We start from the raw sequence: 12,182 nt of genomic DNA, 5'->3' as shown, positions 1-12,182 counted from the left end.
GCATGAGCCAGCCCATCCTTCTGCGCCTCCCGCCAAGACCTCCCGGCGGAAAAACAAATCCACAAAAACAAAACCCGCCGAAAATATCGACGGGTTTGTCAGCAGTCTGACCCGCCTCCCTTTCGGGCAGGCGGGTTTTCATTGATCGGATTATCGGGAATTACTTGCCCAGATTACGCTTGGCGAGGGTGCGCAGGCGCAGCGCATTGAGCTTGATGAAGCCGGCAGCATCCTTCTGGTCGTAGGCGCCCTGGTCGTCCTCGAAGGTGACCAGCTTATCGGAATAGAGCGACTTTTCGCTCTCGCGGCCGATGACCATGACATTGCCCTTGTAGAGCTTAAGCGTTACTTCGCCTTCGACATGCTCCTGGCTCTTGTCGATCAGCGCCTGCAGCATTTCGCGCTCCGGCGAGAACCAGAAGCCGTAATAGATGAGCTCCGCGTAACGCGGCATGATGTCATCCTTGAGATGCGCGGCACCACGGTCGAGCGTGATACTCTCGATCGCACGGTGAGCGGCCAGCAGGATCGTGCCGCCGGGGGTCTCGTAGACGCCGCGCGACTTCATGCCAACATAGCGGTTCTCGACAAGGTCGAGACGGCCGATGCCGTTGTCGCGGCCGTAATTATTGAGCGCGGCAAGCAGGGTCGCCGGCGACATGGCGACGCCGTTGATGGAAACAGCATCACCCTTCTTAAAGCCGACCTTGATGACGGTCGCCTTGTCCGGAGCAGCTTCCGGCGAAATGGTGCGCATATGCACGTATTCGGGAGCCTCGATGGCCGGGTCTTCCAGAACCTTGCCCTCGGAAGAAGAGTGCAGCAGGTTGGCATCGACCGAGAACGGCGCCTCGCCCATCTTGTCCTTGGCGACCGGAATCTGGTTTTCCTCGGCGAATTTCAGAAGATCGGTACGGCTCTTGAAAGCCCAGTCACGCCACGGCGCGATGACCTTGATGTCCGGGTTCAGCGCATAGGCCGAGAGCTCGAAACGGACCTGGTCGTTGCCCTTGCCTGTGGCGCCATGGGCAATCGCATCGGCACCGGTCTTTTTGGCGATCTCGATCAGGTGCTTGGAGATCAGCGGGCGGGCGATCGAGGTGCCAAGCAGGTAGACGCCTTCATAGACGGCATTGGCGCGGAACATCGGGAAGACGAAATCGCGCACGAACTCTTCGCGCACGTCCTCGATATAGATCTCCTTGATGCCGAGCATCTCGGCCTTCTTGCGGGCCGGCTCCAGTTCCTCGCCCTGACCGAGATCGGCGGTGAAGGTCACCACCTCGGCGTTCAGTTCGGTCTGCAGCCATTTCAGGATGATCGAGGTGTCGAGGCCGCCGGAATAAGCGAGAACGACCTTCTTTACGTCTTTCGGGATTGCCATGTCGATTTACGTCCGTCTGCGGGTGGAAGCGGTTCTTGAAACTGCCAAGTCGGGATTTGCGGCACTTTTAGCGAGTTTCCTGAGGCACGCAAGAAAAACCCGGCAAAGCCGATCAGAGATGACGGTCGAGGTTCATTCGCTGATGCAGGACGCGGACGATGGAAATTTTCTTGGACGCTTCTCGATAAATGATGAAATGGGACTGGTACGCGAGTGATTGATACCCGCGCTTGATTTCGTCGATCTTCCGACCGCTTCTCTCGCCTGACGAAAGTGCTCTGCAAAAGTCCCGTATTCCAAACGTATATTCTTCAGCCTGGGTGACTCCCCAGGTTGCTTCCGTATGGTCGTAGATGCGATCAATGTCCGCGACAGCCTTGGGCGTGAAGATCAGAGTTTTCATCGCTCGGCACGTGCGGCTCGCTTTTTCTCGATAAATTCATCGAAGTCGAAAGGCTGCGGCTCGCCCGAGGCCTCGCCGTCTTCGATCGCCGCGCGAATGGCCTCGATACCGCCCTCGCTGTCACGCAGAAGCCGTAAGGCGGCCTCCACCACTTCGCTTGGCGAACTGTAGTTGCCGCCGCTCACCTGCCGGTCGATGAACTCAGTCAGTTCCTCATCCACTGTGATCGATGTCATCTTGCCCATGAAGCGGCTCCGGTGTGACGCCCTTACTTGTGACGCCCTTGTCATGTTGACAGGTTTTGATGAGGGTACCATATCCCGCCCGACCTTTGAACAGCAGCGCCCTAGAGGAGATCTGCCATGACCATCACTCATCCCGCTCTGAAAAAGGACAATGTCGCCGTGATTACCGGGGCCGCATCCGGTATCGGCCTTGCGGCGGCGAAGGAATTTGCCCGGATGGGCCTTTCCGTCGTCCTTGCCGATCTGGAGGGCGACAAGCTTGCGGAAGCAGCCCACGAAGTCGCGGCCCTTGCCGAAGACGGTGAGGCGGATGTCGCCGCCATCGGCACCGACGTTTCGAAGCCGGATGAGATCGAGGCGCTGGAACGCGCCGTCATCCAGCGTTTCGGCCGGGTGCATGTGCTGATGAACAATGCCGGCATCAGCCCGGGGAGCTCGATATTCGGGCCGCAGGTCAACTGGGACAGCATTTTCGCCGTCAATCTCCTCGGCGTCGTCAACGGCACGCGGACGTTCGGCCCGGCCATGATCGCCCATGGCGAGCCGTCGCTGATCATCAATACCGGCTCGAAACAGGGAATCACGACACCGCCCGGCAATCCCGCCTACAATGTCGCCAAAGCCGGCGTGAAGACGTTCACCGAGGCGTTGCAGCACGAGCTTCGCAACACGCCGAACTGCCAGGTGTCGGCGCATCTGCTCATCCCGGGCTTCGTGTTTACCGGCCTGACCAAAGGCGACCGCATCGAGAAACCCGCCGGCGCCTGGACGCCGGAAGAGACGGTCGGGTTCATGCTGGTGAGCCTGGAGCGCGGTGATTTCTATATCCTCTGCCCAGACAACGACGTGGATCGGGCGACAGACGAACGCCGCATGGCCTGGGCGATCGGCGACATCATCGAAAACCGCCCGCCGCTATCGCGCTGGCATCCGGACTTTGCGGATGCATCAAAGGAATTCATCTCCAAGCGCTGAGCGCCTGATTGGCATAGCTGCGAAAGCCGGGTAAATGGAGCACACCTTTACCCGGCTATTCGAGCGTGCGCCCCATGGATTTCCTGCCGAGCCTTGCCACCCTTCTCGCCTTCACGGCTGCTGGTCTGCTTCTGGCGCTGACGCCGGGGCCGGATATGACGCTGTCGATCAGCCGCGCGCTCGGCCAGGGCCGGCGACCCGCGCTGTTCGTGGTGCTCGGCACCAGCCTCGGCGTCGTCTGCCATACGCTGCTGGTCGCGTTCGGTATCTCGGCGCTGATCACCGCGTCGCCGACCGCCTTCTTCATCCTCAAGACCGGCGGCGCCGCCTATCTGCTCTGGCTGGCGATCCAGGCAATCCGCTTCGGCTCAAAACTGTCGGTGGAGAAGGTCGACCAGCCCAAGGCGAGCGCACTTTCCAACATTTCGACGGGCTTCTGGGTGAACCTCTTGAATCCCAAGGTCATCATCTTCTTCATGACCTTCCTGCCGCAATTCGTCACCGCCGGCGATCCGGACGTCACGAGCAAGCTGATTTTCTTAGGGGTCTATTTCATCGTCATCGGCATGCCGGTCAACGTGATCGTCGTCCTTGCCGCCGACCGCCTGGCCAACTGGCTGCAGGCCAACCCGAAGGTCCTGCGCGGCATCGACTGCACCTTTGCCGGCGTCTTCTCGATCTTCGCGGCCAAGATTTTCTTCACCCAGGCACGCTGACAGAAAAGCCGGCCTCGTTATTCAATCGTCCTCGCCGTGCCCGGCGATCATCATCGCCTCGAAGGCGAGGCGGTCGGTCTTGCGCATCCGCTCCGATTCCGATTTCAGCTGGCCGCAGGCGGCGAGGATGTCGCGGCCGCGGGGGGTGCGGATCGGCGAGGCGTAACCCGCCTGGTTGATGAAATCGGCGAATTTCTCGATCTGCGCCCATTCCGAACATTGATAGTTGGTGCCCGGCCAGGGATTGAACGGAATCAGGTTGATCTTGGCCGGAACGCCCTTCAAGAGCTGGATCAGCGCCTTGGCGTCCTCCAGGCTGTCGTTGACGTCCTTCAGCATCACATATTCGAAGGTGATGCGGCGGGCGTTCGAAAGACCGGGATAATTGCGGCAGGCTTCGATCAGTTCCTTCAGCGGATATTTCTTGTTGATCGGCACCAGCATGTCGCGCAGATCGTCGCGCACCGCATGCAGCGAGATCGCCAGCATGACACCGATCTCGTCGCCGGTCCGGAAAATTTCCGGCACGACGCCGGAAGTCGACAGCGTGACGCGGCGCTTCGACAGCGACAGCCCGTCGCCGTCGGTGGCGATCAGCAGCGCCGTCTTGACGCTTTCGAAATTGTAGAGCGGTTCGCCCATGCCCATCATCACGACATTGGTGACCTTGCGGTCGCCGGTCGGCACGAAGGCGCCGGGCGGCGTGTCGGTGCCCGGAAAATCACCCAACCGGTCACGGGCCAGCAGCAACTGCGACAGGATTTCCTCGGCGGTCAGGTTGCGCACAAGCTTCTGGGTGCCGGTGTGACAGAAGGAACAGGTCAGCGTGCAGCCGACCTGGCTCGAGATGCAGAGCGTGCCGCGGCCTTCTTCCGGAATGTAGACGGTCTCGACTTCGACCGGACGGCCGGCGCCGCGCGGCGGAAAGCGCAACAGCCATTTGCGGGTGCCGTCATTGGAAACCTGTTCCTCGACGATCTCAGGACGCGCGATGGTGAAATGCGCCTTCAGCATCTCGCGCATGTCCTTGGCGACATTGGTCATCGCGTCGAAATCGGAGACGCCGCGGATATAGAGCCAGTGCCAGAGCTGGCTGACGCGCATGCGCACCTGCTTTTCCGATACGCCCTTTTCCTTCAGCGCCTGCGCCATGTCCTCGCGCGAAAGCCCGATCAGCGACGGCTTGGTGCCGAACAGATCCGGATTGGCGACGAGCGGCTTCTTGATGGCGAGCGGCGCCAGAGCCTCTGAGACTGACATTCTTCTATCCCGTTCGAACACATGCAGCTTTCCCACGATCGATCAGCGGGAAAGTCAGGGCATGTTGAATGCGTGAAACCTGTATCGGCCCATCGGGCACATGTGCCGGACCTTCGTTGGGGCGGGCTTTATCATCAAATAGCCGCCGCGTCACTATTCTTCAAGAAATGCAAAAGGCCGGTCCTGCGACCGGCCTTCCAACTCTTGCCGCGCACGGGCGCCTACTTGCAGGTTTCGATCTGCTTCAGCGCCGCCGCGATGCCCTGCAGCGAATAGGCATAGGAGGTCTTGGTGCCGCGGCCGGAAACGGCGCTGACGCTCATGTTGTGACCTGTCTTCATCGCCGCGACGAGCGCCGGCTCCTCGGCGGCGTTCTCGACCCAGGCCGCCTTGTCCTTGGTGAACATCGTGAAGTTCTTCTTGTCGATGGTCACCGTTACCTTGGAATTCGGCTGCAGGACGTATCCGACCATCGCCTGCGGCTCATAGGAAATGTTCTGGCCGGGCCGCTGCGAGACGATAAAGAAGATATCGCCGTGATCGACGCTGGCCGGTTCCTTGGTGGTCGGCACCGAAAGCACATAACACACGTTGCTGGCGCCCGACTTGTAGGAATAGGCGCCCCACGCCTTGAATTGCTGGATGCGGGTGGGACCTGCGGCGGCCGGTGCCGGCGCCTGGGCCTGTTGGGGCTTGGCCGGGGCGGTAGCCTTCGACGACTGAGCCGATGCCAGGCCGGCGCTTGCAGCCAAGATTGCCAATGCGGTTGCGATTGTTCTTACAGACATGGTCTCCTGCCGGTTTTGTTCGTTCAACGGCCCGAGCGGGCAAGCCTTGCCAGGCATGATCCTGATTCGGTGCATTTTGACTTGATCCTGGTTACCAAACCGTCAACCAGACTATTAGAATCTGCTGAATCTCCTGCCTTGGCCCATAGGTGCGTGGAGATAGCACTCCCCGCCATGCCTCCAAAGAGCCAACCAGCAGAATTTCCATGCGTTTCGTCAATCAGTGACACAAGGATTGGGGCAAGAGTTTGTCCTTTTCCTAACTCTCACAATGACATTAGAATGGTCGAATATGACGCGAATCTCATCGGAAACTGTGCGCAGCGTAAATGGATGTAGACGAAAGAGACCACTTCGCCGGCTTGGTAAGGGCAGTGGCCGATGAGCGCGATCAGGCAGCTTTTACCGCGCTGTTCGATTATTACGCGCCGCGTCTGAAATCCTGGCTGTTGAAACGGTCGATGCGGCCCGACGATGCGGAGGAACTCGTCCAGGAGGTGATGGCCGTTCTCTGGCACCGCGCCGGCCTCTACGATCCGACGCGATCCTCCCTGTCCACCTGGCTTTTTCGCATCGCCCGCAACCGTCGCATCGATGCGGAACGGCGGGCGAGGCACAAGTATCTGGATGTCTACGAACCCCTGTTCTTCGTGACCGAGGCGCCAGGCGCCGATACGATTTTCGAAGGCGAGGAACGGGATGCGCAGGTGCGTGCAGCCCTTGCCGACATCCCTGGCGAACAGATGGAAATGGTGCGGGCGGCCTTCTTCCTCGGCCAGTCCCATTCGGAAATCGCCTCGTCCACGGGCCTGCCGCTCGGGACGGTGAAGTCACGAATCCGGCTTGCATTCGAGCGCTTGCGAAGAGTTCTCGACGATCCTTCGGGGGAATGACGCCCCGTGAGACTATTTGCCGCGCACGCCCTCGGCGATGTCCGGATTGTCCGCCAGCGCCAGATCGGCAGCCTCGTAATGGCGGTCGGCGATATGGCCCTGGATCATCCGGAAAGCTGCTGCGAGCACGGCGACATCGTCGGTGAAGCCGACAAGGACGAACATGTCCGGCACGAAATCGATCGGCATCACGAAATAGGCGAGCGCTGCAAGCAGCACGCCCCGGACGCGGGTCGGAGTCCGCCGGTCGATCGCGCAGTAATAGGCGGCGATCAGGTCGCGGCTGAACGGAACCTGCCGCACGGCCCGCTTCAGAGTCGGCCAGAACTTAGTCCGCACCTGCCGCTCGCGGCGGCCTTGTGTATCCTCGTCACCCGGCAGCAGAATTTCGCCGATCTTCACGTCGTCCATGGTCGCTCCGTTCGCTCAACGTGTGCCCACCCAATATGGGCTCTCGACCATGAAGTTCAATTGCGGCGCGAGGATGCCTTGTCCATCGCCCGGGCAAGCTTGAAGTCGATGTCGGTCAGCCCTTTTGTCGCGTGGGTGGTCAGCAGCACGTCGACCCGCGAATAGACGTTCGACCATTCCGGGTGATGGTTGAGCTTCTCGGCGGACAGCGCGCATTCGGCCATGAAACCGAAAGCCTCGATGAAGGTCTTGAACTTGAAGCTCCTGAAGATCGCGTCGCCTTCCGGCTTCAGCTCCCAGCCATCGAGCGTCGCGAGTTCACGCACGACGGCAGCCGCATCCAGCTTTTCGTAGTTCATCGTCCAACCTTCCTTCGGACTAAAGGGGCGCCTTCGGGTTAAAGGAGGCTCTTCGCCGGCTCCATGTCGCCGGCATAGGCAGTGCCGTAGCTTGCCTCCTGCAGCGGGAAGATTTCCTCCGTCAGATACGGTCCGCCTCCGACCGACTCTTTCGACGACAGCAGCACGAAACGGGGGACGGTGAAGGGTGCCGTGTGGAAATTGCCGCGGCCGGCAAGATAGTGAACCACGTCGTCCAGGCGGCAGTTCTTGAGCCGTGCGAGCGTCACATGCGGCGTGAACTTGCGGGGATCCGGCGGCAGACCGATACGCTGGCAGATCCGTTCGATCTCCGCCTGCAGCGCGTAGATTTCCGGCGAGGGTGAAACGCCGGCCCAGATGGAATGCGGTTTCTTCGATCCGAAAGAGCCGATCCCGGTCAGCGTCGCCTGGAATTCCGGTCGGTCGATGCGGTCCAGCCGGTCGACGATCTCGTCGGCGGTGCGGCCGTCGACATCGCCGATAAAGCGCAGAGTGATGTGATAATTCTCCACGTCGATCCACCGGGCACCGGGGATCCCGCCGCGCAGGAGAGACAGGCTCATCGCTACATTGCGCGGAACTTCGAGGGCGGTGAAAAGTCTCGGCATAGGGACCTCCTCGAATCTTTTGCAGATGCAAACAGCGAATCATGCAACGGAGTTCCGCGCAAGCTGTTATTTTCCCTTATCCTTAATAGCCCCCAGGAAGCTTTTGACAGGTTCCATGGTCTTTTCGACCATCACCGCGACCCCTTTGGTGTTCGGATGCATGCCGTCCGAGAGCTGCAGGGTGGAAATGGTCGCGACTCCATCCAGGAAGAATGGATAGAGCGGCACCGCGTATTTCTCCGCCAGCCGCTTATAGATCGGGTTGAACTTTTCGGCGTAATTGCCGCCCATGTTCGGCGGCGCCAGGATGCCGACCAGGAAGACCGGGATCTTCCGTTCCTTCAGCCGCGCCAGGATCGCATCGAGGTTCTTTTCCGACTGCTCGGGGGAGATACCGCGCAGCGCATCGTTGGCGCCGAGCTCGAGGATCACGCCGTCAGTGCCGTCGGGCACCGACCAGTCGATGCGCGAAAGCCCTCCCGCTGTCGTATCGCCCGAAACGCCCGCATTGGTGACCACGACATTCTGCCCATCGGCTTTCAGCGCCGCCTCGAGCTGGGCCGTATAGGATTCGGAAGGCGCAAGCTGGTAACCCGCCATCAGGCTGTCGCCGAAACCGACGAGCTGGATCGCCTTGTCCTGCGCGGCGGTCGGCAATGCAGCCAGCGCCAGCGAGGACATGACGATGAAGTGAAGCAGGCTTGCTTTAAAACTCACGATCCGTCTCCTAGATTGAGCGCTACCGCAACGCGGTGTTCGGGTTACGCTTCACGCCTATATAGGACGGTTCGATTTGACTAAAACCATCATCACGCTGAAGAAAGCCGATCTGACGCTCGGCAGCGCGGCGGCCTCGGTGCATGTGCTAAAGCAGATCGACCTCGAAATCCGTGCAGGCGAAGCCGTCGGCATCGTCGGGCCTTCGGGCTCGGGAAAATCGACGCTGCTGATGGTTCTGGCCGGTCTCGAACGGCTCGACAGCGGCGAGATCGTCATCAACGATGCACCCCTTCACGCCCTTTCCGAAGACAGGCTTGCCGATTTCCGCGGTCGCAATATCGGCATCGTTTTCCAGTCCTTCCACCTGATCGCCAACATGACGGCGCTCGAAAACGTCGCCGTGCCGCTCGAACTCGCCAATGTGAAGGACGCCTTCGAGATCGCCAAGCGGGAACTGACCGCCGTCGGCCTCGGCGAGCGACTGAGCCACTATCCCGGCCAGCTTTCCGGCGGTGAACAGCAGCGCGTGGCCATTGCCCGCGCCCTTGCCCCCTCGCCCTCCGTGCTGATCGCCGACGAACCGACCGGCAATCTCGACACCGAGACCGGCCGGCAGATCGCCGACCTCTTATTTTCGAAACAGGCCGAGCGCGGCATGACCATGCTGCTCGTCACCCATGACAACGCGCTTGCCGCCCGCTGCTCCCGCCAGATCCGCGTCCGCTCCGGCGAGATCGTCGGCGACAGCGCCACCGCCCACCTGTCCGTTCAGGCGGTCTCCGCATGAGGTCGGCCTTTCCGCGCCTTTCGATTTCCTTTCGCCTGGCGCTACGCGAAATGCGTGGCGGCCTGGCCGGCTTTTACATCTTCCTCGCCTGTATCGCGCTCGGCACCGGGGCGATCGCAGCCGTCAATTCGGTATCGCGCGCCATCACCGGCGCCATCGCCTCACAGGGACAGGAGATCCTTGCCGGCGACATCCGTTTCGAACTGAACAACCGCGAAACCACCGACCAGGAACGCGCTTTCCTGGCGAGCCTCGGCAAGGTTTCGGTGTCCACCAGCCTGCGCTCCATGGCCCGCAAGCCTGACGGTTCCGAACAGGCGCTGGTCGAGGTCAAGGCAGTCGACGACGCCTATCCGCTCTACGGCAGTTTTGGCGCCGAGCCCTCGGCGCCGCTGCCCGATCTTCTTGGCAAGCGGGGAGACACCTTTGACGCGTTGGCAGCCCCGCTGCTGTTGGAACGCCTTGGCCTCAAGGAGGGCGACCAGCTTCTGCTCGGCAATGCACGGCTGACATTGCGCGGCACGATCACCGCCGAGCCCGACGCGCTTTCCGACGGTTTCGGCTTTGCGCCGCGTCTGATCGTCAGCCGTGAGGCACTCGCGGCCTCCGGCCTGATCACCACCGGCAGCCTCGTCGAACATGCCTATAAGATCCGGCTCAACGATCCGGCGACCCGTTCGACGCTGACCACCCGCGCCAATCGCGAATTCCCGAGTGCCGGTTGGTCCATCCGCACCAGCGACCGCGCGGCTCCTTCGCTCACCGAAAACGTCGACCGCTTCTCGCAATTCCTGACACTGGTCGGCCTGACCGCCTTGATCGTCGGCGGCGTCGGCGTCGCCAATGCCGTGCGCGCCTTCCTCGACGCCAAGCGCACCACCATCGCCACCTTCAAGTGTTTGGGCGCGCCGGCCTCGGTGGTGACGATGATCTATCTCATCCAGATCATGCTGCTTGCAGTGGTCGGCATCCTGATCGGTCTCGTCATCGGCGCCATCTCGCCCTTCGTCGCGCTGCAATTCCTCGAAGGCGTGCTGCCGGTTCCGAAGGAAGTCACCTTCTACCCCTCAGCGCTGGCACTTGCCGCGCTGTTCGGCATCCTGATCACCTTCGCCTTCGCAGTCCTGCCGCTTGGTCATGCCCGCGAAGTGCCTGCGACCGCGCTTTTCCGGGAACAGAGCTTCGACAATACCCGCCTTCCCTCCTGGCCCTATCTTCTGGCCGCGGGCGTGGCGCTCGCCGCCCTGGCGGCACTTGCGATCGTCTCGGCGGAAGAACGCTTCATCGCCTCTGTCTTCCTTGCCGCAGTCGCCGGCGCTTTCGTGCTGCTGCGCCTCGTGGCAGCACTGATTGCAGCACTGGCGAGGAAAAGCCCGCGGGTCAATTCGCCGGCGCTGCGGCTGGCGATCGGCAACATCCACCGGCCGGGCGCACTGACGCCCTCGGTCGTGCTGTCGCTCGGCCTCGGCCTTGCCTTGCTTGTGACGCTCGCCCTGATCGACGGCAACATGCGCCGCCAGCTGACCGGCAGCATTGCGCAGCAGGCGCCGAACTTCTTCTTCGTCGATATCCAGGGATCGGAGCGCGAGGGCTTCGTCAACATCCTCAAACAGCAGGCGCCGGAGGGGGCGATCACCCAGGTGCCGATGCTGCGCGGAAGAATCCTCGCCTTCAACGGCCAGGACGTCACCCAGATGAGCGTGCCGCCGGCCGGCCGCTGGGTACTGCGCGGCGACCGCGGCATCACCTATGAGGAGAAGCTTCCTTCCAACTCGGCGCTCACCGCCGGGCAATGGTGGGGTGCCGACTACACCGGCGAGCCGCTGGTGTCCTTCTCGGCCGAAGAGGCCGGCGAACTTGGCCTGAAGATCGGCGATACCGTCACCGTCAACGTGCTCGGCCGCAATATCACCGCCCGCATCGCCAATTTCCGCAAGGTTCAGTGGGAATCGCTATCGATCAATTTCGTGATGATCTTCTCGCCCAATACCTTCCGCGGCGCGCCGCATGCCTGGCTCGCGACGTTGAGCGATCCCAAGGCCACCGCCCAGCAGGAAGCCTCGATCCTGCGCGCCGTCACCAACGCCTATCCGACCATCACCAGCGTCCGGGTAAAGGATGCGATCGACATCGTCGACCAGCTCGTCGGCCAGCTTGCCACCGCTATCCGGGCCGCTGCCGCCGTTGCGCTGATCGCCTCGGTGCTGGTGCTTGCCGGTGCGCTCGCCGCCGGCAACCGGGCCCGCACCCATGACGCCGTTATCCTGAAGACGCTCGGTGGCACGCGCGGCATGCTGATGCGCGCCTTCAGCTACGAATACATGATCCTCGGTGCTGCGACCGCGCTCTTCGCGCTCGTCGCCGGCGGCCTCTCCGCCTGGTTCGTTGTCAGCCGCATCATGCGGCTTCAATCGGTCTTCCTGCCCGATGTGGCGGTGCTGACGCTCGCCGTTTCGCTGGTTCTGACGGTCGGAATAGGGCTTGCCGGCACCTGGCGCATATTAGGGCAGAAGGCCGCACCTGTGCTGCGCGAGCTCTAATTCGTCCGGAGGTAGTATTTCGTGTTAACTCACGGATCAAATTCCCGTCAGAACGTCCCATAGGTTGCTAAA

At 61.6% G+C, this 12,182-nt stretch carries 15 protein-coding genes; 6 read left to right on the top strand and 9 right to left on the bottom strand.

The window, feature by feature from the left end; genetic code table 11:
* Nucleotides 1-160 precede the first annotated feature (160 nt).
* On the bottom strand, nucleotides 161-1,384 hold the full coding sequence (locus tag MOV63_RS18720; RefSeq protein ID WP_247035604.1) for an argininosuccinate synthase: 1,224 nt from the start codon (nucleotides 1,382-1,384) through the stop codon (nucleotides 161-163).
* Between MOV63_RS18720 and MOV63_RS18715 the strand changes: the two genes are divergently transcribed.
* The gene (locus tag MOV63_RS18715; protein WP_247035612.1) at nucleotides 1,383-1,601 is read left to right on the top strand and encodes a hypothetical protein; all 219 of its coding nucleotides are present in this window, start codon (nucleotides 1,383-1,385) and stop codon (nucleotides 1,599-1,601) included. The two genes, MOV63_RS18720 and MOV63_RS18715, sit on opposite strands and share 2 nt — an antisense overlap.
* Here MOV63_RS18715 and MOV63_RS18710 read toward each other — a convergent pair.
* Nucleotides 1,497-1,787 (bottom strand): type II toxin-antitoxin system RelE/ParE family toxin, encoded by a 291-nt coding sequence (locus tag MOV63_RS18710; RefSeq protein WP_247035603.1) that lies wholly within the window; start codon nucleotides 1,785-1,787, stop codon nucleotides 1,497-1,499. The two genes, MOV63_RS18715 and MOV63_RS18710, sit on opposite strands and share 105 nt — an antisense overlap.
* The gene (locus tag MOV63_RS18705; RefSeq protein WP_247035602.1) at nucleotides 1,784-2,032 is read right to left on the bottom strand and encodes a type II toxin-antitoxin system ParD family antitoxin; all 249 of its coding nucleotides are present in this window, start codon (nucleotides 2,030-2,032) and stop codon (nucleotides 1,784-1,786) included. Before MOV63_RS18705 ends, MOV63_RS18710 begins: the two co-directional genes overlap by 4 nt.
* Before the next feature lie 117 nt (nucleotides 2,033-2,149).
* Here MOV63_RS18705 and MOV63_RS18700 point away from each other — a divergent pair, with 117 nt between their 5' ends.
* Nucleotides 2,150-3,007, top strand: a complete 858-nt coding sequence (locus MOV63_RS18700) for an SDR family NAD(P)-dependent oxidoreductase (RefSeq protein ID WP_247035600.1) — start codon at nucleotides 2,150-2,152, stop codon at nucleotides 3,005-3,007.
* Between the two features lie 74 nt (nucleotides 3,008-3,081).
* A complete protein-coding gene (locus tag MOV63_RS18695) occupies nucleotides 3,082-3,723 on the top strand; it encodes a LysE family translocator (RefSeq protein ID WP_247035605.1) in 642 nt (213 codons plus the stop codon).
* Nucleotides 3,724-3,744: 21 nt separating this feature from the next.
* On the opposite strand, the gene rlmN is transcribed toward MOV63_RS18695, so the two are convergent.
* Nucleotides 3,745-4,983: a 23S rRNA (adenine(2503)-C(2))-methyltransferase RlmN gene (gene rlmN, locus MOV63_RS18690; protein WP_258719237.1), complete on the bottom strand. Its 1,239-nt coding sequence runs from the start codon at nucleotides 4,981-4,983 to the stop codon at nucleotides 3,745-3,747.
* 221 nt (nucleotides 4,984-5,204) lie between these two features.
* On the bottom strand, nucleotides 5,205-5,771 hold the full coding sequence (locus MOV63_RS18685) for an invasion associated locus B family protein (RefSeq protein WP_038549779.1): 567 nt from the start codon (nucleotides 5,769-5,771) through the stop codon (nucleotides 5,205-5,207).
* 329 nt (nucleotides 5,772-6,100) lie between these two features.
* Between MOV63_RS18685 and MOV63_RS18680 the strand changes: the two genes are divergently transcribed.
* Nucleotides 6,101-6,664: a sigma-70 family RNA polymerase sigma factor gene (locus tag MOV63_RS18680; RefSeq protein ID WP_247035597.1), complete on the top strand. Its 564-nt coding sequence runs from the start codon at nucleotides 6,101-6,103 to the stop codon at nucleotides 6,662-6,664.
* A gap of 12 nt (nucleotides 6,665-6,676) precedes the next feature.
* Here the strand turns inward: MOV63_RS18680 and MOV63_RS18675 are convergent, their stop codons facing one another.
* The 4 genes from MOV63_RS18675 to MOV63_RS18660 all read right to left on the bottom strand — a co-directional run bounded on the left by MOV63_RS18675 (nucleotide 6,677) and on the right by MOV63_RS18660 (nucleotide 8,780).
* Nucleotides 6,677-7,075, bottom strand: coding sequence for a YkvA family protein (locus MOV63_RS18675; RefSeq protein ID WP_038546611.1), 399 nt, complete (start codon nucleotides 7,073-7,075; stop codon nucleotides 6,677-6,679).
* 56 nt (nucleotides 7,076-7,131) lie between these two features.
* Entirely contained in the window at nucleotides 7,132-7,434 is a 303-nt protein-coding gene (locus MOV63_RS18670; RefSeq protein WP_038546613.1) for a 4a-hydroxytetrahydrobiopterin dehydratase, read from the bottom strand.
* 38 nt (nucleotides 7,435-7,472) lie between these two features.
* Entirely contained in the window at nucleotides 7,473-8,063 is a 591-nt protein-coding gene (gene thpR / locus MOV63_RS18665; protein ID WP_038546616.1) for an RNA 2',3'-cyclic phosphodiesterase, read from the bottom strand.
* A 66-nt stretch (nucleotides 8,064-8,129) separates the two neighbouring features.
* The gene (locus tag MOV63_RS18660) at nucleotides 8,130-8,780 is read right to left on the bottom strand and encodes an arylesterase (protein WP_247035596.1); all 651 of its coding nucleotides are present in this window, start codon (nucleotides 8,778-8,780) and stop codon (nucleotides 8,130-8,132) included.
* Nucleotides 8,781-8,856: 76 nt separating this feature from the next.
* Between MOV63_RS18660 and MOV63_RS18655 the strand changes: the two genes are divergently transcribed.
* Together MOV63_RS18655 and MOV63_RS18650 are read left to right on the top strand one after the other, a co-directional pair.
* Nucleotides 8,857-9,570: an ABC transporter ATP-binding protein gene (locus MOV63_RS18655; RefSeq protein ID WP_247035595.1), complete on the top strand. Its 714-nt coding sequence runs from the start codon at nucleotides 8,857-8,859 to the stop codon at nucleotides 9,568-9,570.
* Nucleotides 9,567-12,110: an ABC transporter permease gene (locus MOV63_RS18650; protein WP_247035594.1), complete on the top strand. Its 2,544-nt coding sequence runs from the start codon at nucleotides 9,567-9,569 to the stop codon at nucleotides 12,108-12,110. The genes MOV63_RS18655 and MOV63_RS18650 overlap by 4 nt, the downstream gene beginning before the upstream one ends.
* Nucleotides 12,111-12,182 lie beyond the last annotated feature (72 nt).

Source organism: Neorhizobium sp. SHOUNA12A (genome assembly GCF_023006505.1).
In the GTDB taxonomy this organism is placed as follows: Bacteria; Pseudomonadota; Alphaproteobacteria; order Rhizobiales; family Rhizobiaceae; genus Neorhizobium.
The sequence above is the reverse complement of the archived record's forward strand: the minus strand, read 5'-3'. Positions and strand labels throughout refer to the sequence as shown.